The sequence below is a fragment of the Bacillus sp. FDAARGOS_235 genome, assembly GCF_002073415.2.
GTDB lineage: Bacteria > Bacillota > Bacilli > Bacillales > Bacillaceae_G > Bacillus_A > Bacillus_A toyonensis.
This window is the reverse complement of sequence record NZ_CP020437.2, coordinates 4,219,028-4,242,449: the sequence shown is the minus strand read 5'-3', so window position 1 is coordinate 4,242,449 and position 23,422 is coordinate 4,219,028. Positions and strand designations below refer to the sequence as shown.

Below are 23,422 nucleotides of genomic sequence, written 5' to 3'. Positions count from 1 at the left end.
TCGCCTAATTCCATCTTAATATACGCACGAGTAGTTGTCTATACATTCTAATGAAATTTCCATTTTGTTTAACGAAACATATATTATAATTACGTCTCTCGTAATTATAATATATGTTATTCATTTTTTCCAAAAAGGGACGGTCTCCATCTCTAATGTATGAATTACTTCAATAATGGCATGAATCCACTAGACCCTATCATAATATGTTCCCCATCTGTATTCACTTCTACAGTGCGTTTATTTGTTCCATATATCATTATACCGTGCCGTTTCAATCTCCTTACTACACTTTGGTGAGGATGGCCATACGGATTGCTACTCCCATACGAAAGAATAGCGAACTGTGGTTCTACTTTTTTTATAAACGTTTCACTTGTTGAAGTATATGAGCCATGATGCCCAACTTTTAATATATCTGCATGTACATCAAATTGCTTTAATATCTCATGTTCCGTCCGTACATCAGCATCGCCCATCAATAAAAAGTCAGCCTTTCCATATCGAACCTTTAAAACAATTGAGGATTCATTATTTTCATCTTTCGATTTCCCATTGTTTAATACCTGTATAGAAACATGTGGATCTAGCGGTATATATTGTCCTTCCTTTACCGAAACAAAAGGTATTCCCCTTTTCTTAATATTATTTCGATACGTATGATATGTAAAAGAGCTATATGTTTTTCCACTATCTAGTATAAGTGAGACCGGCATTTGCTCTACAATCGGAATTAGTCCACCAATATGATCCATATCAGGATGCGTACTGACAATAACATCTAAATGGTTTATCCCTTTTTCGATTAGTTTTTGAATAATAACCTCTCCTGCTTCATAAGGTCCTCCATCAATTAACATTGTTTGTCCATTTGGCAATACAATAAGTGTTGCATCACCTTGTCCAACTTTTAAAAAGTTCACTTGCATTTTACTAAGATGTTGCCGCTGCATATGTAAAGGAGACGTAGCATGAATAGACATCATATATCTTTTAGCCGAGGTACTATTTAAAGAAAAACATAATAAAACAGAAATTAACAACAAAATACTTCGTATACCCTTCATAACTCGTCTCCTTTTTTTCACTTAGTATGGCACGGGATATAATTGATATACAAAAAAAGCTTAGCAAAATGCTAAGCTTTTATTTTGATATTTCTTGTAAAGAACCGAAGAATAAATCTGCTTCATTCATCTGTTCACTCTCTTCAGAAAGTAGCGGTAAATCATCTAATGTTTTCAATCCAAATGTGTCCAAAAATTCTTTTGTCGTTCCATATAAAATAGGACGCCCTGGACCTTCTGCTCGGCCAGTTTCTTTTATAAGTAAGTGTGAAACTAACGTTTGTAGTGCCTTGTCCGTTTTTACCCCTCGAATCTCTTCCATTTCTGTCCTTGTAATCGGTTGACGATATGCAACGATCGCTAACGTTTCAAGAGCAGCTTGAGAGAGTGAGGCAGCTGTTGGGATATCTATTAATTTCTGATAGTACGAAGCATGTTCTTTCTTTGTAGCAAAGCGATATACTTTTGCATATTGTACAATTTGCAAACCGCGATGTGCACCTTCATATTCTTTTTGCATTTCTTCTAAAATATCTATTACTTCATTCACTTCAATTTCAAGAACTTTCGCTATTTGTTCTGGATAAATCCCTTCATCACCAGAAACAAACAAAAGCCCTTCAATGATTGATTTTTGTTCTTTTCTATCCATTGTCCGAGCTCCTTCCTCCTATTTTCTCATTAAAAATACACATCAAAAAACCGAATCACAATCAATGCGTTCGGTTCAATATTTCTTTTCTTGTTCCAAACGATTCATTAAAACGTAACATGAGATAAACTGTTTCTCTATCCCATTTCCCATACAAGCTCTATGGGGATTTATTAGAACTCGATACAAAAATTTCATCAAAATTATGTTCTTGTTCTATGCTAATTTGTTGTTTTTTCATAAGCTCAAGAACCGCTAAAAATGTTACAACCATTATTTCACGTTCTTCATCAGCAAACAAATCATAAAAACTTTGACGGCCACCTTTTATTTCTAACTGTTTTAGAATATCAGCCATTCGTTGTTCAATTGGTATTTCTTGACGAGTAACTCGTGCTGTTACAGGTTTCTTTGCTTTTTTACGGCGCATTAATTTTTGAAATGCCGCTAGCATATCATATAACGTAACATCAAGAGGTAAGCTTGTCTCCTCTTCTTGTTGCAACGATGCAAAATCAATTGGCGGACGTGTATATAGCTGTGCTCTTTCTTGTTCTCTTTCTTTTAACTCAGTAGCAACTTGCTTATATTTCTTATATTCAATTAACCTCTCCATCAATTCTTGACGAGGGTCATCAATAAAGTCATCACCATTATCAAGTACATCTTCTTCATGTTTCGGCAACAACATTTTACTTTTAATTTGCAATAACGTTGCAGCCATTACTAAATACTCACTTGCAACATCTAATTGTAGTTCTTTCATCGTATGGACATAAGACAAATATTGTTCTGTAATATCCGCTACAGGAATATTATATATATCAATTTCATAACGATGTATTAAATGTAACAATAGATCTAAAGGCCCTTCAAAAGCCTCTACTTTAAAATTATACTGCACAAAGCATCCCACCACATTTTTTCTATAACAACATAAGTATAGAGCATACTCATGTTCTATCCAACCTTTTTAAGAAATTTAATTAAAAATAGACCTATGCCTATGTCATCATGCCCACAGCTTCATATGATAACAGTGTAGTAAGAACAATGTAGGAGGTCAAAAAACTATGGGTCACGTTGATTGCGGTTTTAGCGGTGGGTTCGCATTACTTGTTGTACTGTTTATTTTACTAATTATTGTAGGGGCAGCTTGCTTCTGCTAACATGAACAATAAACGACTAGGGAAAATCCCCTAGTCGTTTATTGTTCATATTTCTATGATACACTTGTATTTATAACCGTTAGATAGGGGCGAAAAATATGTATCCTACCGAATACATACAATTTTTAATTCATTTTCACGGAGACTATGACTATTTTGAATGTCACGAAATATTGGAAGAGTATTGGAAAACCAAACCGAGAGGAAATCGTGATGATTACTTAGTCGGTCTCATTCAAGTGGCAGTTTCTTTATACCACCAAAGACGCACTAACTGGAATGGCGCCACAAAGATGATGAAAAGTGCAATCACAATTTTAGAAAAAAACAGTGCACTTTTACAACGTTTAGGAATCAATCAAACGCAACTTCTACCCTTACTCAATGAAAGAGTGCAATCTATACAAAAAAAAGAAAGTTTTGTACCGTTATTTTTACCATTATCGGACACATCATTAGAAAAGAAATGTATGCAGTTATGTCAGAAACAAAACCTTCCGTGGAAAGATATGAACGCTACTCCTAGTGAATATATCCTACACAAGCACACATTACGTGATCGAACAGAAGTCATCACTGAACGCAAAGAACAATTACAAAAAAGAAAGCAGAGATAATAAACTACTTATCCCTGCTTTCATGAATGTATATTTTGTTCAAGCCCTTTACACTTTTCGCAAAAACTTGCTGTTTGCTCATTTCCGCAAATTGTAAACTCAAGAAATTTGCTCTTTAACTCTTGAACCATCATCGTCCCAATTCCCATATGACGATGAGACGGGTTCACACTCAAATGCTGAATTTCTAATACTTGATTCTCTTTTTTTACAATCCCCATTATTCCAACAAAATCTTCATTTTGCTTCCACAAATACAATTGCCAATCCTCTTTCGCTTCATACTCTTTCATTGTCAATTGTAATGTTTTCACATCTTTTTCAGTTGGCATAAACGAAAGAAGCCCCATTGCAATTTTTTCATAACTTTTTTTAAAACGAATTAACATAACCCTTATCCCTTCTTACAAAAGTTACAAACTATGAATCCCCTCAATCACTCTTTTCATATCACATTCATTTTACAATATTTTCAACAGAGTGAGAAGAGCCTAAAACAACTTGATAATCATACAAAGCGAAAAGAAGAAAGTCAAATATATGTTTCAGTACTATTTCTTTCTAAGTAGATTTTAAAAAAAGACAATGCTATATGATAGTTAAAAGTAACATCCGCTACTCATTACCGCTTCATTATTAGTCACCATAGAGCAACTTAATTCTAGCAAAATTAATATAATAAAAAATGTTTATTGAAACATATAATCTAGTGTATTCTATGTAATTTGTTAAAAGTTTGTTCTCATAAGTCATATATTTTAGCAACAATTACAGTACAGTTTGTATCATGTACTGTAAAGAAAATACTCATTCCTATTAAAAAAATAAAAAAGAGAGCAAAAGCTCCCTTTTTCCATAACTTACTCTTCCCAAACTTTAACTTCTTTCATTACATCGCCTTGACGCATGTTTAATACTGTTTCAATACCGCTTGTCGCTTTACCAAATACAGTATGTACGCCATCTAAATGCGGTTGTGGCTCATGAACAACAAAGAATTGGCTACCACCTGTGTTACGGCCAGCATGTGCCATAGAAAGTGATCCTACAAGGTGTCTATGAGGATTTCCATCAGTCTCACATGGGATAGAGTAACCTGGGCCACCTGCACCTGTTCCTGTTGGGTCTCCACCTTGGCTTACGAAGCCAGGAATAACGCGGTGGAATGTCACACCATCATAAAATCCTTGCTCTGCTAATTTTTTAAAGTTTTCTACTGTTTTCGGTGCTTCTTCTGGGAAAAATTCCAATTCGATTTTTTCACCATTTTCCATTAATATATATCCTAAAGTTTTCATATGTATATGTCTCCTTTCAAGTATCTCAGCACTATATTACCACATTCATGACTAGAAACAAAAAAGAATCCGACAATCTACATACTTCTTTTTCGAAATGTGGACAAAGCTAGGTGACAAATAAGAAATATATACTATAATAACTGTGTTGCCCGAAAATTTTAGAAAGAGAAAGGGAGCGATTTTTCGTGAAAACGAAATTACTAGCTCTGCTATTAGCTGTAACGGTATTTATGATGCCAACAGCTTCATTTGCAGACATCATTGAGGGAGAATCAATTGTTACACTAGGAGAAAACTTATCTGAACAACAAAAACAAGATCTGTTAAAAGAAATGAAAGCACCGAAAGATGCTACAATTATTACTGTGTCTAATGCGGAAGAACATAAATTTCTAGAAGGAATTGTTCCAAAAGCACAAATTGGTACGCGAGCAATTTCCTCTTCTATGATTACATACACAAAGCCAGGATCTGGTCTCATTGTACGTTCAAAAAACATTAATTCAATAACAGATGCAATGTACACAAACGCACTTATTACAGCAGGTGTGAAAGATGCAGAGATTCAAATTACTGCACCATTTAAAGTTTCAGGAACTGCTGCTTTAACAGGTTTAATGAAGGCCTATGAAACAACATCGAACAAAGCAATTCCTGAGGAAGTAAAAAAAGTAGCCAATGAAGAAATGGTGCAAACGGCCCAGCTCGGTGATAAAATTGGTGAAGAAAAAGCAGTTCAACTTGTTGCAAAAATTAAAGAAGAGATTGCAAAAGAGCAGCCAAAAACAACGGAAGATTTACGTTCATTAATTAAAAAAATTGCTGATCAACTCGGCATTACATTAACGGATGAACAGTTGGATAACTTAGTAGCGTTATTTGATAAAATGAAAAATCTTAATATCGATTGGAATCAAGTTGGCAGTCAGTTAAATAAAGCAAAAGAACACGTTTCTGCCTTTTTAGGGTCTGAAGAAGGGCAAAGTTTCCTAGATAAAGTGAAAGATTTCTTCTCAAGCATCATTGATTTTGTTAAATCTTTATTCAAGTAAAAAGAAGCTCGTCAGTGACGAGCTTCTTTTTTATACAAGTAACGGTAATTTCATAACAGCTTCTTCAACCGAACGAACAACATGATTTGCTTTCTTCTTCACATATGGATGAGCATGATGAAGAGTAAATGAATGCGGGGTTACTTCAAACATTGAAATGTCATTAAAAGAATCTCCAATGCAGGCAACTTCATTTGCTTCAATTTTTAAATGTTCCATTAGTCGCCTTAAAGCACTCCCCTTACTTACACCCCTTGGCATAATATCAACATAACGTTTACCTGATATAAAAACTTCCGCTTCACTGTGAAACGTATTTCGTAACTCTTGATCTAATGCTACAATTTTCTCTTCTTCTCCAAATACAAATAATTTCGCTGGATGTACAGTCTTACCAAATTCTTCTTCTAACGCTTCTATTTCAGCAATATGTACCCCCATATACTCTTCAAAAGTATGATGATTTTCATTTTTTCTTTTTGTATATCGCTGCTCATTTGCACAAACAATATCTGCTAGTCCTTTGTTATGTATATATCGATATATTTCCTGGGCAACACTATCTTCAAAACTTGATTCATGAAATATTTTACCGTCCGGCAGTAACATTGTCGCCCCATTTAAACCTGTTGTGTAATACGGGAATGAAAACTTTTTTACGACTTCATCAATTCGGTGAGTAAAGCGGCCAGAGGCAAAACAAATATTTGTCCCTTTTTCAGCTAGCCAACAAAGTGCACGTTCATCTTCTTTTTGCATATCATTCACATTGTAAACGAGCGTGTCATCTAAATCACTTACAAATAATTTAATCATGTCCTCTTCCCCTTTCATACACAATATCTACTCTAAGTGTACACAAAAAATGTTTGGTTTTTGTTAAAAAAAAATAAATTTTCAATAAAAAAATAAACGGGAGCATAATCCCGTTTATTTTTGTCTTCTTACATTTTGAGGTCGCACAATACTAGGACGCACTTTTAAACTAGACATAGTTGGTCGGAGTAAAATTTTCGTTAACGCGCCCCAATCAAATGGTAGAAACGGCCATAAATACGGTGTTTGTAAACTTTTTATAGACGTTAAAAATAAAATCAATATCGTCATTCCAATTACAAACCCTATCTCATGGAAGAGACCTGTTAAAATAATTACAAACAATTTCCCAACCTTATTTCCTAGTCCTAATTCATAGCTCGGTGTTGCATATGCCCCAATCATCGAAACAGCTACATATAAAATAACTTCTGGTACAAACAACCCTACATCAATGGCAATTTGACCAATTAATATAGCAGAAATTAACCCCGCCGCAGACGATAACGACGTCGGAGTGTGAATGGCAGCCATTCTTAAAAACTCAAGTCCGACCTCTGCCATTAACACTTGTAATAAAATTGGTAAATGCGTCATCTTAGTCGGTCCAATAAAAGCAAGATTCGGTGGCAAAAGAGTTGGATCAAATACAAATACTAACCAAAATGGTAATAAAAATAACGAGAAAATAACACCTAAAAAACGTACCCAACGTAAAAATGTACCTACAGCTGGATTTTGTCTAAATTCTTCTGCATGCTGTAAATGGTGGAAATATGTTGTTGGAGTGATCATAGCACTTGGTGATGTATCAACAAGTACTAACACATGTCCTTCTAACAAATGGTTCGCTGCTACATCTGGCCTTTCTGTGTAGCGAATAAGCGGGAATGGATTATAACCTTGTTTGACTACAAATTCTTCCACCGTTTTATCCGCCATCGTAATCCCATCTACTTCAATATTATTTAATTCTTGTTTTATAATCTTCACTAAATCTGGATTTGCAACATCTTGTACATATGTAATACAAATATCGGTTTGTGATCTATCCCCTACTCGAACCATTTCATTTCGAAGACGTGGGTCGCGGATCCTTCTACGGATTAACGCTGTATTTACAACAATATTTTCAACAAAACCATCCCTTGCACCACGTACTACCTTTTCTGTATCTGGTTCTGTCGGTGTCCGCCCCGGATAACTACGAACATCAATTGCAAAAGCTTCCGTTTCACCTTCCACAAATATAACAATAAGCCCTGATAATACTTGGAGCATTACTTCATCCATCGTTTTTACTTTACTTACTTGTTGATGAATTAAACGATTCTCTAAAAGCTTTACTGTATCTTCTTCTACATCCCTTATTTCATTTGTATCCACCGCTTCTTCTAAAATAGGGATAATATAATTCGTATCACAAAGTCCATTTACAAATAACACACCAATTTCTTTGTTTAAAATTTGAAATTTACGAATACCAACATCATATGTGACACCCAATCCAACAGTTTGCTTTAAGTAATTTTCATTATCACTTAAAAAAGACGAAATCGGGATATTCACTTTTTTAGGCTTCGTCATAAAACCCACTCCTTTCCAAAATTAATTGAATTGCTTTTCTAGTAATAGGTGATCCTCGCTCCCATTCATCATTTCCACACATCTTGCCAATATCACCGACCCCCACAATGACTGGAACATTCAAATCATCTAAACAATAAATCGTATCCCCACTAATCCTGCCAATTTCACCATCTGGAAGTCCAAATTTATCAACACCGTATTCTGTTAAATTCCCATTCCGATCTACGCTTACATCTACACGCGCCCATTCCCAATGATGTGTATTAGATGCTACCGCTAAAATACCAAGTACATCAATTTGTTTATGTGTGGCTACATATTTTAAAGCCTTTTCACCAGATCCTTCTCCAATAAATCCACTGTCATCAAACATGACAAATACAGGGTCATATGGCGTTTGCATAATAAGCTCAACAACTTTCTTCCCTGTCAATTTGGTTGGATTACTTTGCGATGCTGAAATACACCTGCCCCCAAATTCCTTTGTTAACAGCTCAATTGTCCGCTTTGCATATTCATCTCCATCTGTTACCAAAACAACCCTTCGTCTCATTTGATTTATCCTTTCGGTTTACATATAAGTGCTACAAAAAATGAAAATAATATAGCTGCGGAAATGCCCGCAGACGTTAAACTAAACATGCCGATACCAATTCCTAAATACCCATGTTTTTCCGCCGCATGCATTGCTCCGTGTAATAGTGAATGTCCAAAACTTGTAATAGGGACTGTTGCTCCAGCACCTGAAAATTTTATAAGCTTATCATACAATCCGAATCCGTCTAAAATGGCTCCGACAACTACAAAACTTGCCATTAAATGGGCCGGTGTTAACTTTGCAAAATCTAACAATACTTGTCCAATTACACAAATCGCTCCTCCTACAAGAAATGCATATACAAAATCCACAATTCACTCTCCTTTAACTCTTTCAAACACAACACCATGCGCAATTGTTGGAATCGTTTCCTTTTGTTGCATCATCATTGGGCTCAATAAAGCCCCCGTTGCAACGACAAAAATGCGTTGTAAATTCCCTTTTTGCATTTCACGTAATAAGTGGCCGTATGTGACAACAGCGGAACAAGCACAACCACTGCCACCTGCAAACACTTCTTCTTGATTTGAATCATAAATCATTAATCCACAATCATTGTATATATGCCCAAGGTCATAACCTTCCTCAAGTAAAAGTTGTTTTGCAATTGGTGTCCCAACAGCCGATAAATCACCAGTAACAATCAAATCATAATCAGCTGCGCTTCTTCCTAAATCTTCAAAATGCTGTTGGATTGTATGAGCAGCAGCTGGTGCCATTGCCGATCCCATATCTAAAGGGTTCATAATTCCTAAATCTTGCACTTTTCCAATCGTAGCTGCCGTAATTTTAATTGCACTTTTTTCTTTGCTAATTAATATGGACCCTGCACCTGTAACAGTTGAATTTGCGGTTTCTGGCTTTTGTCCCCCATACTCTGTTGGATAACGAAATTGCCTTTCAGCCGTTGCATTATGACTACTCACCGTAGCTAAGACACGATTCGCAAATCCACCGTCTATAAATGCTGATCCAACTGCTAAAGTTTCCATTGACGTCGCACAAGCGCTAAACATTCCTAAAAAAGGAATCCCCCACTGACGCGCAACATAATTCGCTGTCACTGTTTGATTTAATAAATCGCCCGCTAAAAAGAAATCAATTTGTGATGTTTTTATATTCCCTTTTTGCACTGCTTGTTGCATTGAGTCTGACATTAATTTTCGTTCAGCAAGTTCCCAGTTTTCCTCTCCACAATGCAAGTCATTATATGAAATATCAAAATATTTTCCAAGAGGGCCTTCAGCTTCTTTCGGACCGACAGCAGTACCCGTTGCATTTACGTAAATATCATTTTGAAATACCCACGTTTGTTTTCCTGTCAACCTCATACTCGCCCCTCCTTTAAGACATAAAAATTTTAAAAGTATATCTTATTAATCCGATAATATATGCTCCAACAACGCCAAACACGATAACACTTCCTGCAAGCTTAAACATGTTTGTAGCAATCCCTAGAACAATCCCCTCACTCTTATGTTCTAGCGCAGCGCTCGCCATAGAATTTGCAAATCCTGTAACTGGTACTGCCGATCCTGCTCCAGCAAATTGACCGATTTTATCATATACACCACATCCTGTTAAAATCGCCGACAATAAAACAAGAGTTGAAACTGTCGGATTTCCTGCCTCTTGTTCACTAAAGTGAAAATAATGTATATAAAATTTCATCAATATTTCTCCGACTGTACAAATGAGCCCACCTACAAGAAATGCCTTCACACAATTTAGTAAATAGTTTGGCTTTGGATGGTACTCCTTCACTTTATTTATGTAATCATCTTTCAGTTTTCGGTTTGTCATTTATATATTGCCTCCTACTTTACGAAATAAATCCAGTGAAACAATGAGCCTATTACTTTGCCAAGTACAAGAGCAATGAGTAAAACAACAATTTTCCCCTCTACCCCGACTCGTTTCGCTAAAATAGGTAAAACATTTAATACTTCCGTTAATGCCGCAGCAAGCATTCCAATGAATGTACCACAAAATAAACCTAATATTACAAGCCAATATTGCGATGTTTGAAATGTAATGTTTTTCAAACTACACCAAGCCCCAGTTAAAGTTCCCGCAATGACAGCCCACTCAAAATATTGAATATGCTTTCCACTTCTCGTTAATTGAGCTAAACGAGGGATTATACCAAGTACAGCCAAAAAGGCAACATATCCGCTACCTACTGCAATCCCGCCAGCTAAACCAATTAATATAACAAACCCACATTCAATCATCGGCAAGCTGTTTCGTGTTATCCTTGTTTTCATTAACAATTACATATTGATCAAGCGACTGTTGATATTGAAACATCTCAACTTCTAACGGACTCGGCTCTTCATTAATTCGCTTTTGAAATACATGATTAAAAAATAAAACCATACCTAATCCAAGACCTACTGAATAGGGAACTTGAAATAATAGTGGTTGCTCCTTAAACTCTCCAGTAATCATGTAATATAACCGCTGGTGTACTTGTTGCATACTTACATCCTCATGGAAATAAATGATCGCAAGGGCCGCCCCAATGAACAACAACAACCATACAAGCCCAAAGAAAATTGGGGGCACTTTCTTTTTTTCATATATAATTTCAACAAGAGTTTGTCCAGAACCTAGTAAATTAATTTGTACATGAGATGCTTTTTGTTGAATAATTTCAATTACTTTCATAACATCAATTACAACATGCGTCTTATCATGTGCTGTTACGTTGTAAACTATTTCATTTTGTAAAGACTCAACTACAAAAGAATCTCCTGCAAGTTGAGCGACATCACTCAGCTTTATTTCATACGCAGGAGAAATTTTTAAACGATTGCGCATTTTAATATAAATCGTTCCTTCCAATTTTCATTCACCCCTTCACTCTTCCTCGTAGTTGTAGTATGGTTATTGAATTTTTTTCTAATACAATTTTTTCATAAAAAAACATCTGTACCGTTTCGGTACAGATGTTTTTAGCTTATGCCTTTTTCTTAAATAAATTTGCGATACTTAATGCAAGTCCTCCCCAAATGACTACGATACCAATAACCATCATCATAATCGCTGATCCACTCATCATGAAACACCTCGATCTTTCCATTCTTTTTCAAGCTGGGCAGAATCTGAATGTATTTGTGCATTCCATTTTTTCAAACCAATGACTAGTGCGACTAGAAGGAATGCTGCCGCTATCGACCAACCATATGTTACAACAAATTCCGTCGGATAATCTCCGTAGTTCTTTTTAATATTTTGGATTACACCATCAATTAACATATACCCTAACATGAGTGGAGTAATAACGAGTAAACTAACTCTCCAAAACGTTCCTAATTTTATATCAGATACAAAGTTAGCATGATTTTGGTAAATAGGTAGACGGCGCAAGATAAGACCTATCGTAACCACTTCAGCTAGTGCAATTGTAATTAATCCAAAATTATTAGCGAAATAATCAACAACATCTAGAAACATAAGCCCACCACGTGTTGCAAAAACAAGAGAAACTAACACGAGAAGTGTTCCCATAATTCCAATCGTCTTTTGACGACTCAAACTAAATTTTTCAGATACAGCCGCAAAACATACTTCCGCAAGTGAAATGAGTGATGTAATTCCAGCAACAGTTAACGATAAGAAAAATAATACTCCAAATAACGGTGACATCGGTAATTCATTAATAATTTGTGGGAATACTACAAACGCAAGCCCTACGCCAGCACTCGCAACTTTATCAACTGGTACCCCCATGTTATTTGCCATAAATCCAAGAGCAGCAAAAACTCCAATTCCGGCTAATAATTCAAATCCTGAATTTGCAAACCCTGTAATAAAAGCATTATTTGTTGTATCTGAGTTTTTCGGTAAATAACTAGAATACGTAATCATAATTCCGAATGCTAGAGATAAACTAAAGAAAATTTGTCCATAAGCAGCAAGCCATACTTTCCCATCAAAAATACGACTCCAGTCTGGTTTAAAGAATGCATCTAACCCTTGCATCGCACCTTCCATCGTCACTGCACGAACAACGATAATTAAAAACATAACAACTAATAAAGGAATAAAAATGCGGTTAACAACTTCGATTCCTTTTTTAACGCCTTTGAATGCAACGCCAAGCACAATAATCCAAACGAGAGCTAACGGAATTAATACTTCTGGCACAAGCCCCCCAAATTGCCCTGGTTTATCTGCAACATGTAAATATTCTTTAAATAAAAATGATTGCGTGTCTTTCCCCCACGCTCCAGTAATTGCAAAATACGTATACGAAATAGACCAAGCGATAATTACTGCATAATATGTTGAAACGATAAACGTTACACACATTTGCCACCATCCAATAAATTCAGCACGTGGATGAATACGGAAGAATGTAAGTGGTGCAGAACCACGATGACGATGCCCAAGAGCGAATTCGAATGCTAGCAATGAAATACCAGTCGTTAATAATGCAAATAAGTACGGTAAAAAGAATGCACCTCCTCCATTTTCATACGCTGTATAAGGAAAACGCCATATGTTTCCTAATCCAACGGCTGAGCCGACCGCTGCGAAAATAAATCCAGCCCTCGTTCCCCATTGTTGCCTCGTTTCCATGTTTCCTTCCCCCTTTATGACAAGTTCATACTTGGATTATATTTTAAATTAACTAAATTATCAATAAATTCTGTTAATTTTCGCGAAAATTAACAACTCCCTCCTATTAAAGTCATAAAAAAATCGAATAGACAGTTATTCATCTATTCGATCTTTCATCTGTTTTAATATTTTCTTTTCAAGTCTTGAAACTTGTACTTGCGAAATACCTATGCGCTCTGCTACTTCTGATTGGGTTTGATCTTTATAATAGCGCAAATATACAATAAGACGTTCTCGTTCATCTAATTCTCTAATTGCTTCTTTTAAAGCTATTTTATCAAACCATTTCGTTTCAGATTGATCTGCAATTTGATCTAAAATAGTAATAGGGTCTCCATCATTTTCATACACGGTTTCATGTATCGATGAAGGAGGACGACTCGCTTCTTGCGCCAGAACAACTTCTTCAGGTGTTAGTTCTAGCGCCTCTGCTACTTCATTAATCGTTGGAGCCCTTCCGAATTCTTTCGAAAGCTCGTCTCTCATCTTTCGAATTTTGTTGCCTGTTTCTTTTAAAGATCTACTTACTTTCACTGATCCATCGTCACGTAAAAATCGTTGAATTTCTCCAATAATCATTGGAACTGCATATGTTGAAAATTTCACGTCGAAAGATAAATCAAATTTATCTACCGATTTTAAGAGCCCAATACATCCAATTTGAAATAGATCGTCTGGTTCGTATCCTCGATTCAAAAAACGCTGTACAACCGACCATACTAGACGCATATTACTTTGAACAATCGTATCTCTTGCTTGTTGATCTCCACCTTGACTTTTTTGAATTAACGCTTTTAGCTCGTGGTCCTTTAACTGAGGTTTCTTCTTCTCATTTTTGACCTCTATGTCCATAGGCTATTCTCCTTAATTGCATAGAGCGTTACTATTTGATAAGTATTTTGTCAAATGGATTGTTGTCCCGAAAGATTCGTTTGAAATAACTTCTACTTCATCCATAAAATTTTCCATGATAGTAAATCCCATTCCGGAACGCTCTAATTCAGGTTTAGTTGTAAAAAGGGGTTGTCTTGCCTCATCTAAATTAAAAATGCCAATCCCTTCATCTCGAATCGTGAGTTTCACCATTGCCTCTTCCAAAATTACAGAAATATAAACAGTACCTTCTGCATTTCCTTCGTATCCATGAATAATTGCATTTGTAACCGCTTCTGACACAACAGTTTTAATCTCCGTTAGCTCATCCATCGTTGGATCTAGTTGCGCAATGAATGCTGCCACTGTAACGCGAGCGAATGATTCATTTTGACTTAATGCTGAAAATTGAAGGTTCATTTCATTTCTCATTTATGCCACCCCCAACGTCGCGAGCGCGTGCGCTTCACTTTCTTCTAAGCGAACAATTTTGAATAAGCCCGACATTTCAAATAAACGCTTAACAGGCGGTGAAATTGCACAAACAACCATTTCTCCACCTAATCCCTTTACATGCTTATATCGGCCTAATATCACACCTAAACCAGAGCTATCCATAAATGATAAGTTCTCTAGGCTCAAAACAATGTGATGAACACCATGTGTCTCAATCATATCTGTCACTTTCGTTCGCAACTCTTCAGCAGTATGATGATCTAATTCACCCGCTAGTCTCACACATAGGACGTCACGTTTTACTTCTAATTGCATGGAAAGACTCACACGATTTCCTCCTTATGCTCAAACTTTACTCATTTACATACATAAAGATTTTCGTGATACAACATAAGAATCCTTCCTACTGACAAAAGAAGAACTATTTCGCCATAAAGTGAAACCATTCAACAATTATTTACTTACATACGAATAGAAAAGCGGCAAAATGTTTGCCGCTATTTTGATGTTGAAAACATCCCAAAACTTCTTTTAAATAACTCCCACCAGCTTGCTGCAGCAACATCTTCTTTTGCTACGATTGTTTGTTTTAATAAAACCTCTTTATCTTTTTTAATAACAAGCGTGCCAAGTGCATCACCTTTTTTAATCGGTGCTTTCACTTTCTTTTCAGCAATTACTTCTTGCTTTACTTTGTCCATATTTTCGCCCTTCTTCATAAGAAGAGACACATTATCTGATGCAACTAAATCTACTTTTTCTTTTTTACCTTTTCCTACTTGTACAGTCTTAATTTTTTCACCGCGCGTATACATTTTCTTCGTCATATATTGACCAAATGCATAATCAAGAAGCTTCGTCACTTGATTGTTCCGTTCTTTAGATGTAGGTGCTCCCATAACAACTGAAATAACACGCATGCCATTTTTTTCAGCCGATGCTGTTAAGCAATATTTTGCTTCTGTTGTAAAGCCCGTTTTTACACCATCTACTCCAGGATAAAAACGCACTAACTTATTCGTATTGACGAGCCAAAACTTCTTATCCGTATCTTCTCGTAAATAATCTTCGTATTTACCTGTGTATTTGCGAATAAGTGGATACTTCATCAATTCTCTCGCCATTATAGCCATATCATTTGCTGTAGAATAATGATCTTTAGCCGGGAGACCTGTCGGGTTTTGAAAATGTGTATTTTTCAACCCTAAATCTTTCGCTTTTTTGTTCATCATATTTACAAATCCTTCTTCTGAACCAGCGATATGCTCTGCTACTGCAACAGATGCATCATTTCCAGATGCAATGGCAATACCTTTTAGCATTTCATTTACGGTCATCTCTTCCCCAGGTTCTAAAAAGATTTGTGATCCACCCATTGAAGCTGCATGTTCACTTGCTCTAACTTTATCGTTTAGTTTTAGTTTTCCTTTTTCAACTTGTTCCATAATTAATAGCATTGTCATAATCTTTGTCATACTAGCAGGTGGTAACTTTTCATTCGGATTTTTATCAAATAAAACTTTACCTGTATCTTGCTCAATTACGATTGCTGACGATGCTTGCTCCGCTAACTTCGGCGCGGTTTCTTCTGTTTTCTCCTGCTTCGTTTTCTCAGATTGTGCAAAACTAACTGAAGTACCAGAAAGCAATAACATGAAACAAACAAGTATTCCAAAAACTCGCTTCATGACTAACCCTCCATTCTATATCAGACCTATTTTTTCCAATTTATTATTTTTTAATACCATATTTTTCTATTTTTTTCAGTTGACAAATACATTCATACCCTATATTGTATTAAGTGTATTACACACATTAGTACACTTAATACATATGAGGAAGGAGACATTGCTCTTGCATATTCAACTTGATCCAAGAAGCAACACTCCGATATGGGAACAAATTGTTCAAAATATAAAAGAACTCGTATTAAAAAACATGTTAGCTCCAAGTGATAAACTTCCTTCTGTACGCGAGCTCGCTTCATTACTTGTTATAAATCCAAATACAGTGAGTAAAGCGTATCAAGAATTAGAGCGACAAGGGATTATTGAAACGTTACGAGGAAAAGGAACATTTGTATCCCAATCGATTACCCCAACATTAGACGAAAGGAAAATCGCTATGGTTGAAAAGCAATTTCATCAATTATTACTAGAAGCCTCTTATCTTGGGATTACGAAAGATAAAATTCATGATTGGATAAATTCATACTATAAAGAGATTGGAGGAAATATGGATGCTGAAAGTGACAAGTTTGAAGAAAACAATTGATAATCAAACGATTTTAGACGATGTTTCTTTCACATTACAAAAAGGTAGTATCGTCGGATTACTCGGAAGAAACGGTGCGGGGAAAACAACTTTATTACGAACGATGATCGGCATTTTAGACCCAGATGAAGGCACGGTTACATATGAAGATACAGATATTCATATGCATCCTGAAATGAAACAAAAGGTCGTATATGTCCCAGATTCTACTAACATACTGAACGGATATACAGTAAAAGAAATCGTGAAATTTTATAAAGCAGTTTATACAGCATTTGATGAATCATATTTCTACGAACTGCTTGAACGTTTTAACTTACCAAACAAGCGGATTCGTAGTTACTCAAAAGGAATGAAAGCGCTGCTTGCGATCATTTTAGCCGTTGCTACAAAAGCAGAGTATATCATTTTAGATGAACCGACAAATGGGCTCGATCCTATCGTTAAAAGACAGATTTTGCAGTTTCTCGTTGGAGAAGTTGCAGAAAAAGAGATTACCATTTTCATCTCAACTCATCATTTAGATGAAGTGGAACAAATTGCAGATACAATCATTATGTTAAAAGGCCATACCGTGGCATCTATTACTTCACTTGATGATGCAAAATCACGATTTGCAAAAATACAAGTAGCTTATGAACGGTCATTACCTCAAAAACTAGAAAACTTAAGCAATATTAAAATATTAAATCAAACAGGAAAAGTATTTACGATTTTAATCGAAGGAAATGTTGCTACAACGCTTGAAAAGTTTTATAAAGAGCAACCAATACTTATTGAAGAGTTAACAATGTCACTTGAAGATGTCTTCGTTACGATACTTGAGGAGGATGGGTATGTTTCATAAGGCACTATGGATGTGGAATTGGAAACGCGGGAAATATGCTGTATTACTCTTTTTCTTGAGTACACTTTATCTTTTATCTTTCGGATACTATAAAGCAGCTCAGCAACAACTTGCTAATTATTATGAACTCTCAGAAAAGGGGGCTTTCTATTACTATTATGCTTTTTTGTCAAATACAGGTAATAGTTTTTGGCTAACTATTCTTATTATTTGTTTAGCTTGTCTATTAATAGGTTGGGAACGTAGCAACCAATCTAATACCCTACTTATGGAAATGCCATTTACAAGAAAAGATATTTTCTTCTCTAAATGGGCTTTCGGTTCACTATGGATTATAGGGTCTCTCCTTGTAAACTGGATCCTTATGTACATTATTTATAGAACAACCATTCATTTTGAGTATCAAACATTCAGTCCATTTCATCGATACTTTCTTTATGCAATTGTTTCTTATGTTGCAGTCTATACAGCTGCATTATGTATCGGTACTTTTACTGGGAGCATTGTTTCACAAATCGCTTTTTGTATTCCATGGCTACTAATGGGACTTACATTTACTCCATTATTGTACAATTTTACAATAAACCATTTACAGGCTACAGATACTACAAATACCAACTTGTATCACCAGCTTGATGAAATCAATCGAAAAACAAATATAGTTGCACCAATATATAATTTCGCGATCTATTACCAATATAATCCTGAATCGCGCAAAAAAGAAAATGACCCAACTACTTTAAGAGATCCAGCATCTTATACGTATTATTCGGCTAAATCAGTGTTAGTCCCTATTTTGTATACAATATTTTACTTACTACTTGGCTCATTTTTATATACACGATCGCCTAATGAAAACACTCAAAAGATATTTATTTTCCAAAAACATTTACGAATATGGATATGGGGAACAACCATTTATTTTGCATTACTAGGTGGCTATAAAATAAATCAATTTAGTTTCTTATTTAACTACTATATCGGTTTGTTTCTCGCTGGAATCATTACTTATATTGTATTATCACGCCTAACAAATTATAAAGTTTTTTAAAGGAGAGATCCTATGTTTCAAAAAGCACTATGGCTAAGAACGTATCAACAAAGTAAATATGTTTTATGGCTCTTTTGGTTCGTTAGCTTATACAATTTGTCATACAAATACTATTTGGCATCGATTGAACAACAATACCTTCTAAAAATGCAAAAAGAAGGCGAATATGTATATCATTACAATTTCGGTTTATTACTTATGGACCCTGTCATCTTTCAAGGTGGTGCACTTATCATTCTAGCCTGTACGTTAATAGGTTGGGAAAGGCAAAATAACTCCATCGATTTTCTTTGGTCTATGCCTTTTAAACGTTCACACCTTTTTATGACAAAATGGTTGTTTGGTATTTGTAACATTGTAGCAGCTGTTAGTATAAACTGGGGACTATTTGCTATTATGAAAAAGTTAACTTTTCATAATAAATATCAAGTATTTTCCCCATTTCATTCTTATTTTATATACATGTTAATTGTATTAATTGCTATTTATACACTTGCCTTATGTATAGGGACAATAACTGGGAATCTTATCTCGCAAGGACTTCTCACTGCAGCTATATTCATATTCCCATTATTACTTCCAACACTTATCTCAGGAGTCATCGCTGTCCACTCAAATATTGACTTTCATGAGAACAATGGCAATATGCATCGGGTTATGGAAAACATGCGGATTTCTGGTCCGGCAGAAAATTTTACTATTCGCTTTGATTACGATCCACAAAGTTCTTATATTGATGATGATGGAGTGCGTCATAACGAACCAAACTTTACAAAAATCCCTTCAGCAAAATTATTGATTGCACCTATTATATATATCATTATTTTGTTACCACTCAGTTTATATTTATATGTTCGTTCAGTCAATGAGCGAAATGGAAGTTTCTTACTATATCCGAAGTTTCAAAAAATAGTTATGAGCCTTGCTATTTTCTTTATGGGAATAGTTGGTGGTTTAGTCTTGGGGAGAGACAAATCATTACTGAATTTTTACATTGGATTTTTCGTGACGAGCATAATTACCTACTTCCTTCTACCTAAAATATTAAAATGGAAAGTCTCTTGGAATTTCAAATAAAATAACCTCCTCTTATTGAGGAGGTTATTTCACATTCTCTCTTCTTTTCCCATACTCTTTTTCTTGCTTCGTTCCAAATCCGTCACCATTTGCTACGATTTGATCTGTTGGAGCAACTATACTTTCAGCAATTCTCCATTCTCCCCCTTGTTGAATAAACACTTGCATAAAATAATTCATTCCATTTAACTGATACGGATTTTCTTTTTTCACTTCATAACGAGCTGCAACATAATACACTTGAACATTTTCAGCCTCAAACTTAGAAATATATTGTGATAATCTCGGGATGTATTGTGATGCTTTCTGAAGTGGAATTTGTTTTACTTTTACAAGAGAAGACTTTGTCACATTGCTTATCGTATCTTCATGCCGCATGTTATCACTATGATGAAATAAAATGGCATTCTGCATAGAACGAATCCATAGTTTTGAATATAAAACAGGTTGCTTATTTGAAATATGTTGTAATTCTTTTTGAACGACATGAATTGGCGTTGCGGCATCCACGAACTTATTAAAGCAGAACATACTTCCAATCATAATGAAAAGCGTAAAAATACGTTTCATAATTTTTCACTCCGATTCTTTTTAATTAAAGTATTGGAGTTTCAAAATATTTTTATTCAAAAGAAAAAGGATAGGAAAGCTTTAGCTTCCTATCCTCATTTATTATAATACGCGGCCAAATAATTCTAATACCATTTCTATTTCTTGGTCGCTCCAACCTTTAAATCTCTCTTTATAGTATTCCTTACGCACAGCTTCAAGTTTTTCAGTTACTTCTCTTCCGTGTTCTGTAATTTCTAAGTACACGATACGACGGTCTGAATTTGAACGCTTTCTTTCTACAAACCCTTTTCGTACGAGACGATCTGTAACAGCTGTAATATGACTGGAGGTTACGTTTACTTCACTCGCAATTTGCGAAGCCATCTGTGGACTGTTTAAAAATAACGCACGTAATACAGAAAATTCATTATATGGCATATGTTCTGCAAAGCGTGTATTAATATCATTTTGTAATAAACGTATCATCTTTCGAAATGATGCGGATAAATCTAAAATCAGTGTTTCTCTTTTTTCGTTCACTAGCCTCGTCCCTTTTTTATCATATTTACACATATTATAATCTATAAATACCTATGTTGTATATGCTTTCTTTCCTCAACATTCTCATTTATGTAACTTTTTTCATATAAATTTCTTTTTTGTTCACACATATACATATAAAAAGGATGGTGATGGAAAATGCAGGGTGGAATGAATCCTTATTTACACAACGTACGCACAGCTAATACTGGTAAAGAAGCGACTATTACTGTACAAGGTGAAGGTGTTGTCAAAGCGAAACCAAATGTTGTTCTATTAACACTTGGCATTCGAACTGATAGTAAAAATGTGAAACAAGCGCAAGAAGAAAATGCAGTACAATCAAAACAATTGCTGGATGCACTTAAACAGCTTGGTATTGCTGATAAAGATATAGAAACGATTTCTTATACGATCACTCCTCAATACGAGTATGTAAATGATAAAGCGTTACTACAAGGATATCGTGTGGAACATTTGTATGAAATTACCGTTTTAAATGTACAAAAAGCAGGGGAAGTATATGATATAGCCGTTTCAAATGGAGCAAATTTAGCAAAAGGTTTACGTTTTCGAATATCTCATCCAAATAAATATTATGAGCAAGCTCTTATTCAGGCTCTGCATCAAGCGGTAGAAAAAGCTCGTGCTATTGCGAGTACATACAATTTAAATATTAATCCTGTCCCCCTCTCACTCGTTGAAGAATCTGCTCAATTACCACGGGAGATTGCTTCCTATGCTACTTTGCATGCGCAAACAGCTCCACCTATTCAATCGGGAGAATTAGAAATCATTTCAACTATACGGGCTATTTTTACGTATTTATAAATAATTTCGTTTATAAGTAAACGTTATCATTTTCGTTGTTGTAAAAACATGATGTTCTGATATAATAAAGGACGGTGAGCTCTTACAAAAGAGATATCACGGGTGGGAGAGGGATATGAAAAAGAAGGTTTAACATGAAAGGAATACTTGAAAGAACATTTAAATTAGGCTTACACGAAACATCACCAAAACAAGAAGTTTTAGCTGGAGTTACGTCATTTTTCACAATCGTATATATAATGATTGTAAATGCGTCAATCTTATCAGATGCCGGCATTCCACTTGAGGCTGGAATTTTAGCAACTGTTTTCAGTTCATTTGTCGGATGTCTGCTCATGGCATTTTGGGCAAATGCACCTGCTATTCTTGTCCCAGGTATGGGTGTAAATGCATTCTTCACGTACACAGCTGTGCATACGCTCGGTTTAACTTGGCAAGAAGCATTAGCAGCTGTCTTTATCTCTGGTATTATTTTTGCAATTGCTGCGTTTACACCAATTGCTCGCGTGCTTTCAGTATCGATTCCAAAGTCATTAAAGGAAGCTATTACTGTCGGTATCGGATTGTTTTTAGCATTTATCGGATTGCAAAAAGGTGGTTTAGTCGTTTCGAATCCAAATACTGCTGTTGCAATGGGGAAATTAAGTAACCCTGTCGTTCTTGCGACATTGCTTACTCTTATCGTTGCACTTGTATTATTTATTCGTAACGTACGTGGAAACTTTTTATGGACGATTGCAATAGGAACTGGTATTGCATGGCTATTTGGTCTTGTTGATACGAGTCAAATGGGAAATAGTTCATTCTCATTCGCTAATTACGGCGATGTGTTTGGAGCTATGTCATTTGGGAAACTTTCTTCCTTACCGTTTTGGATTGCAACATTCTCCTTAAGCATGGTGCTTATTTTTGAGAACATGGGACTTCTGCACGGTTTATTAGAAGATGACCGCAAATTCCCACGTGCTTACCAAGCCAATGCGATTTCAGCAATGACATGTGGTCTATTTGGCACAAGTCCTACCGTTTCAACAGTAGAGAGTGCCGCAGGTATTACTGCAGGCGGAAAAACAGGTCTGACGTCTATCGTTACTGGGATGTTATTCTTTGCATCACTGTTCGCTCTTCCGTTTGTCAAATTAATTCCTGATAGTGCCATTGCACCAATCTTAATTATTATTGGCGGTCTGATGATTACAAGCATTCAACAAATTCCTCTGAACGACTTTTCAGAAGGATTTCCAGCGTTTTTAATTATCGTTATGATCCCGCTCACATATAGTATCGCTGATGGCATTGCGTTCGGATTTATTGCTTACCCTATCTTAAAAGTTGCACTTGGAAAGCGTAAAGAAGTCGCACCATCTATGTATATCGTTACATGCTTATTCTTAGCCATGTTTGTATTACATGCTATTGGTTAAATAAAA

General features: G+C 35.5%; 30 protein-coding genes. 9 read left to right on the top strand and 21 right to left on the bottom strand.

Annotated features, from left to right (window positions below; genetic code table 11):
• Nucleotides 1-164: 164 nt before the first annotated feature.
• The 3 genes from A6J74_RS24265 to scpA all read right to left on the bottom strand — a co-directional run bounded on the left by A6J74_RS24265 (nucleotide 165) and on the right by scpA (nucleotide 2,623).
• Nucleotides 165-1,067, bottom strand: coding sequence for a ComEC/Rec2 family competence protein (locus A6J74_RS24265; RefSeq protein ID WP_000676376.1), 903 nt, complete (start codon nucleotides 1,065-1,067; stop codon nucleotides 165-167).
• A gap of 79 nt (nucleotides 1,068-1,146) precedes the next feature.
• Entirely contained in the window at nucleotides 1,147-1,719 is a 573-nt protein-coding gene (gene scpB, locus A6J74_RS24260) for a segregation/condensation protein ScpB (protein ID WP_000375175.1), read from the bottom strand.
• Between the two features lie 160 nt (nucleotides 1,720-1,879).
• A complete protein-coding gene (gene scpA, locus A6J74_RS24250; RefSeq protein ID WP_001199746.1) occupies nucleotides 1,880-2,623 on the bottom strand; it encodes a segregation/condensation protein A in 744 nt (247 codons plus the stop codon).
• Between the two features lie 169 nt (nucleotides 2,624-2,792).
• Between scpA and A6J74_RS24245 the strand changes: the two genes are divergently transcribed.
• Nucleotides 2,793-2,888 carry a YjcZ family sporulation protein gene (locus tag A6J74_RS24245; protein WP_000510194.1) on the top strand — a complete coding sequence of 32 codons (96 nt, stop codon included), beginning with the start codon at nucleotides 2,793-2,795 and terminating at the stop codon, nucleotides 2,886-2,888.
• 98 nt (nucleotides 2,889-2,986) lie between these two features.
• Nucleotides 2,987-3,505 (top strand): DUF309 domain-containing protein, encoded by a 519-nt coding sequence (locus A6J74_RS24240; protein ID WP_000283584.1) that lies wholly within the window; start codon nucleotides 2,987-2,989, stop codon nucleotides 3,503-3,505.
• A 20-nt stretch (nucleotides 3,506-3,525) separates the two neighbouring features.
• Here A6J74_RS24240 and ribT read toward each other — a convergent pair whose 3' ends face one another.
• Both ribT and A6J74_RS24230 read right to left on the bottom strand, forming a co-directional pair.
• Entirely contained in the window at nucleotides 3,526-3,894 is a 369-nt protein-coding gene (gene ribT / locus A6J74_RS24235; protein ID WP_000908405.1) for a GNAT family N-acetyltransferase RibT, read from the bottom strand.
• Between the two features lie 471 nt (nucleotides 3,895-4,365).
• Nucleotides 4,366-4,803 carry a peptidylprolyl isomerase gene (locus A6J74_RS24230; RefSeq protein ID WP_000853789.1) on the bottom strand — a complete coding sequence of 146 codons (438 nt, stop codon included), beginning with the start codon at nucleotides 4,801-4,803 and terminating at the stop codon, nucleotides 4,366-4,368.
• A gap of 188 nt (nucleotides 4,804-4,991) precedes the next feature.
• Between A6J74_RS24230 and A6J74_RS24225 the strand changes: the two genes are divergently transcribed.
• Nucleotides 4,992-5,858: a DUF1002 domain-containing protein gene (locus tag A6J74_RS24225; protein WP_000850510.1), complete on the top strand. Its 867-nt coding sequence runs from the start codon at nucleotides 4,992-4,994 to the stop codon at nucleotides 5,856-5,858.
• 30 nt (nucleotides 5,859-5,888) lie between these two features.
• Here A6J74_RS24225 and A6J74_RS24220 read toward each other — a convergent pair whose 3' ends face one another.
• From A6J74_RS24220 to dacF, 14 genes are all read right to left on the bottom strand, one after another.
• Nucleotides 5,889-6,692, bottom strand: coding sequence for a Cof-type HAD-IIB family hydrolase (locus tag A6J74_RS24220; RefSeq protein WP_002048921.1), 804 nt, complete (start codon nucleotides 6,690-6,692; stop codon nucleotides 5,889-5,891).
• Between the two features lie 96 nt (nucleotides 6,693-6,788).
• Nucleotides 6,789-8,261, bottom strand: coding sequence for a spore germination protein SpoVAF (gene spoVAF, locus A6J74_RS24215; RefSeq protein WP_000165603.1), 1,473 nt, complete (start codon nucleotides 8,259-8,261; stop codon nucleotides 6,789-6,791).
• Nucleotides 8,248-8,817, bottom strand: coding sequence for a stage V sporulation protein SpoVABEA (gene spoVAEA, locus A6J74_RS24210; protein WP_001254416.1), 570 nt, complete (start codon nucleotides 8,815-8,817; stop codon nucleotides 8,248-8,250). The genes spoVAF and spoVAEA overlap by 14 nt, the downstream gene beginning before the upstream one ends.
• 5 nt (nucleotides 8,818-8,822) lie before the next feature.
• Nucleotides 8,823-9,173, bottom strand: coding sequence for a stage V sporulation protein AE (gene spoVAE / locus A6J74_RS24205; protein ID WP_000348323.1), 351 nt, complete (start codon nucleotides 9,171-9,173; stop codon nucleotides 8,823-8,825).
• 3 nt (nucleotides 9,174-9,176) lie between these two features.
• Nucleotides 9,177-10,193 (bottom strand): stage V sporulation protein AD, encoded by a 1,017-nt coding sequence (spoVAD, locus tag A6J74_RS24200; RefSeq protein ID WP_001241169.1) that lies wholly within the window; start codon nucleotides 10,191-10,193, stop codon nucleotides 9,177-9,179.
• Nucleotides 10,194-10,206: 13 nt separating this feature from the next.
• Nucleotides 10,207-10,665: a stage V sporulation protein AC gene (gene spoVAC, locus A6J74_RS24195; RefSeq protein ID WP_080609606.1), complete on the bottom strand. Its 459-nt coding sequence runs from the start codon at nucleotides 10,663-10,665 to the stop codon at nucleotides 10,207-10,209.
• A gap of 14 nt (nucleotides 10,666-10,679) precedes the next feature.
• Entirely contained in the window at nucleotides 10,680-11,096 is a 417-nt protein-coding gene (gene spoVAB / locus A6J74_RS24190) for a stage V sporulation protein SpoVAB (RefSeq protein WP_000568663.1), read from the bottom strand.
• Entirely contained in the window at nucleotides 11,089-11,685 is a 597-nt protein-coding gene (locus A6J74_RS24185) for a stage V sporulation protein AA (RefSeq protein ID WP_002044763.1), read from the bottom strand. Before A6J74_RS24185 ends, spoVAB begins: the two co-directional genes overlap by 8 nt.
• Before the next feature lie 139 nt (nucleotides 11,686-11,824).
• Nucleotides 11,825-11,926 (bottom strand): methionine/alanine import family NSS transporter small subunit, encoded by a 102-nt coding sequence (locus A6J74_RS24180; RefSeq protein WP_002093318.1) that lies wholly within the window; start codon nucleotides 11,924-11,926, stop codon nucleotides 11,825-11,827.
• A complete protein-coding gene (locus A6J74_RS24175) occupies nucleotides 11,923-13,449 on the bottom strand; it encodes a sodium-dependent transporter (protein WP_000450075.1) in 1,527 nt (508 codons plus the stop codon). The genes A6J74_RS24180 and A6J74_RS24175 overlap by 4 nt, the downstream gene beginning before the upstream one ends.
• A 135-nt stretch (nucleotides 13,450-13,584) precedes the next feature.
• A complete protein-coding gene (sigF, locus tag A6J74_RS24170; protein WP_000350732.1) occupies nucleotides 13,585-14,343 on the bottom strand; it encodes an RNA polymerase sporulation sigma factor SigF in 759 nt (252 codons plus the stop codon).
• A gap of 12 nt (nucleotides 14,344-14,355) precedes the next feature.
• Nucleotides 14,356-14,796: an anti-sigma F factor gene (gene spoIIAB / locus A6J74_RS24165; protein ID WP_001243394.1), complete on the bottom strand. Its 441-nt coding sequence runs from the start codon at nucleotides 14,794-14,796 to the stop codon at nucleotides 14,356-14,358.
• Nucleotides 14,797-15,147: an anti-sigma F factor antagonist gene (gene spoIIAA / locus A6J74_RS24160; protein WP_000059133.1), complete on the bottom strand. Its 351-nt coding sequence runs from the start codon at nucleotides 15,145-15,147 to the stop codon at nucleotides 14,797-14,799.
• A gap of 170 nt (nucleotides 15,148-15,317) precedes the next feature.
• A complete protein-coding gene (gene dacF, locus A6J74_RS24155) occupies nucleotides 15,318-16,508 on the bottom strand; it encodes a serine-type D-Ala-D-Ala carboxypeptidase DacF (RefSeq protein WP_000831987.1) in 1,191 nt (396 codons plus the stop codon).
• A gap of 166 nt (nucleotides 16,509-16,674) precedes the next feature.
• Between dacF and A6J74_RS24145 the strand changes: the two genes are divergently transcribed.
• From A6J74_RS24145 to A6J74_RS24130, 4 genes are read left to right on the top strand one after another with little or no spacing between them, the layout of a single operon-like run.
• Complete coding sequence (locus A6J74_RS24145; protein WP_000548029.1) at nucleotides 16,675-17,094, top strand: GntR family transcriptional regulator; 420 nt, start codon at nucleotides 16,675-16,677, stop codon at nucleotides 17,092-17,094.
• A complete protein-coding gene (locus A6J74_RS24140; protein WP_000922131.1) occupies nucleotides 17,060-17,941 on the top strand; it encodes an ABC transporter ATP-binding protein in 882 nt (293 codons plus the stop codon). The genes A6J74_RS24145 and A6J74_RS24140 overlap by 35 nt, the downstream gene beginning before the upstream one ends.
• Complete coding sequence (locus tag A6J74_RS24135; protein ID WP_000468553.1) at nucleotides 17,931-18,992, top strand: ABC-2 transporter permease; 1,062 nt, start codon at nucleotides 17,931-17,933, stop codon at nucleotides 18,990-18,992. The genes A6J74_RS24140 and A6J74_RS24135 overlap by 11 nt, the downstream gene beginning before the upstream one ends.
• A gap of 12 nt (nucleotides 18,993-19,004) precedes the next feature.
• Nucleotides 19,005-20,069 carry an ABC transporter permease subunit gene (locus A6J74_RS24130; protein ID WP_000486529.1) on the top strand — a complete coding sequence of 355 codons (1,065 nt, stop codon included), beginning with the start codon at nucleotides 19,005-19,007 and terminating at the stop codon, nucleotides 20,067-20,069.
• Between the two features lie 24 nt (nucleotides 20,070-20,093).
• Here the strand turns inward: A6J74_RS24130 and A6J74_RS24125 are convergent, their stop codons facing one another.
• Together A6J74_RS24125 and A6J74_RS24115 are read right to left on the bottom strand one after the other, a co-directional pair.
• On the bottom strand, nucleotides 20,094-20,639 hold the full coding sequence (locus A6J74_RS24125; RefSeq protein WP_000821090.1) for a hypothetical protein: 546 nt from the start codon (nucleotides 20,637-20,639) through the stop codon (nucleotides 20,094-20,096).
• A 102-nt stretch (nucleotides 20,640-20,741) separates the two neighbouring features.
• Complete coding sequence (locus A6J74_RS24115) at nucleotides 20,742-21,161, bottom strand: MarR family winged helix-turn-helix transcriptional regulator (protein ID WP_001003306.1); 420 nt, start codon at nucleotides 21,159-21,161, stop codon at nucleotides 20,742-20,744.
• Between the two features lie 159 nt (nucleotides 21,162-21,320).
• Here A6J74_RS24115 and A6J74_RS24110 point away from each other — a divergent pair, with 159 nt between their 5' ends.
• Entirely contained in the window at nucleotides 21,321-21,992 is a 672-nt protein-coding gene (locus A6J74_RS24110) for an SIMPL domain-containing protein (RefSeq protein WP_001161463.1), read from the top strand.
• Between the two features lie 134 nt (nucleotides 21,993-22,126).
• A complete protein-coding gene (locus A6J74_RS24105; protein WP_000676245.1) occupies nucleotides 22,127-23,416 on the top strand; it encodes an NCS2 family permease in 1,290 nt (429 codons plus the stop codon).
• Nucleotides 23,417-23,422: the final 6 nt, after the last annotated feature.

Excerpts from the sequence above, each read along its gene's own strand:
- spoIIAB (WP_001243394.1), bottom strand. The coding sequence starts at position 14,796 with ATGAGAAATGAAATGAACCTTCAATTTTCAGCATTAAGTCAAAATGAA.
- A6J74_RS24240 (WP_000283584.1), top strand. The coding sequence starts at position 2,987 with ATGTATCCTACCGAATACATACAATTTTTAATTCATTTTCACGGAGAC.
- spoVAB (WP_000568663.1), bottom strand. The coding sequence starts at position 11,096 with ATGATTGAATGTGGGTTTGTTATATTAATTGGTTTAGCTGGCGGGATT.
- ribT (WP_000908405.1), bottom strand. The coding sequence starts at position 3,894 with ATGTTAATTCGTTTTAAAAAAAGTTATGAAAAAATTGCAATGGGGCTT.
- A6J74_RS24125 (WP_000821090.1), bottom strand. The coding sequence starts at position 20,639 with ATGAAACGTATTTTTACGCTTTTCATTATGATTGGAAGTATGTTCTGC.
- A6J74_RS24130 (WP_000486529.1), top strand. The coding sequence starts at position 19,005 with ATGTTTCAAAAAGCACTATGGCTAAGAACGTATCAACAAAGTAAATAT.
- A6J74_RS24105 (WP_000676245.1), top strand. The coding sequence starts at position 22,127 with ATGAAAGGAATACTTGAAAGAACATTTAAATTAGGCTTACACGAAACA.
- A6J74_RS24265 (WP_000676376.1), bottom strand. The coding sequence starts at position 1,067 with ATGAAGGGTATACGAAGTATTTTGTTGTTAATTTCTGTTTTATTATGT.
- A6J74_RS24220 (WP_002048921.1), bottom strand. The coding sequence starts at position 6,692 with ATGAAAGGGGAAGAGGACATGATTAAATTATTTGTAAGTGATTTAGAT.
- A6J74_RS24185 (WP_002044763.1), bottom strand. The coding sequence starts at position 11,685 with ATGCGCAATCGTTTAAAAATTTCTCCTGCGTATGAAATAAAGCTGAGT.
- A6J74_RS24110 (WP_001161463.1), top strand. The coding sequence starts at position 21,321 with ATGCAGGGTGGAATGAATCCTTATTTACACAACGTACGCACAGCTAAT.
- A6J74_RS24135 (WP_000468553.1), top strand. The coding sequence starts at position 17,931 with ATGTTTCATAAGGCACTATGGATGTGGAATTGGAAACGCGGGAAATAT.
- spoVAEA (WP_001254416.1), bottom strand. The coding sequence starts at position 8,817 with ATGAGACGAAGGGTTGTTTTGGTAACAGATGGAGATGAATATGCAAAG.
- spoVAF (WP_000165603.1), bottom strand. The coding sequence starts at position 8,261 with ATGACGAAGCCTAAAAAAGTGAATATCCCGATTTCGTCTTTTTTAAGT.
- sigF (WP_000350732.1), bottom strand. The coding sequence starts at position 14,343 with ATGGACATAGAGGTCAAAAATGAGAAGAAGAAACCTCAGTTAAAGGAC.
- spoVAD (WP_001241169.1), bottom strand. The coding sequence starts at position 10,193 with ATGAGGTTGACAGGAAAACAAACGTGGGTATTTCAAAATGATATTTAC.
- A6J74_RS24230 (WP_000853789.1), bottom strand. The coding sequence starts at position 4,803 with ATGAAAACTTTAGGATATATATTAATGGAAAATGGTGAAAAAATCGAA.
- A6J74_RS24140 (WP_000922131.1), top strand. The coding sequence starts at position 17,060 with ATGCTGAAAGTGACAAGTTTGAAGAAAACAATTGATAATCAAACGATT.
- A6J74_RS24180 (WP_002093318.1), bottom strand. The coding sequence starts at position 11,926 with ATGATGAGTGGATCAGCGATTATGATGATGGTTATTGGTATCGTAGTC.
- scpB (WP_000375175.1), bottom strand. The coding sequence starts at position 1,719 with ATGGATAGAAAAGAACAAAAATCAATCATTGAAGGGCTTTTGTTTGTT.
- A6J74_RS24175 (WP_000450075.1), bottom strand. The coding sequence starts at position 13,449 with ATGGAAACGAGGCAACAATGGGGAACGAGGGCTGGATTTATTTTCGCA.
- spoVAC (WP_080609606.1), bottom strand. The coding sequence starts at position 10,665 with ATGACAAACCGAAAACTGAAAGATGATTACATAAATAAAGTGAAGGAG.
- dacF (WP_000831987.1), bottom strand. The coding sequence starts at position 16,508 with ATGAAGCGAGTTTTTGGAATACTTGTTTGTTTCATGTTATTGCTTTCT.
- A6J74_RS24245 (WP_000510194.1), top strand. The coding sequence starts at position 2,793 with ATGGGTCACGTTGATTGCGGTTTTAGCGGTGGGTTCGCATTACTTGTT.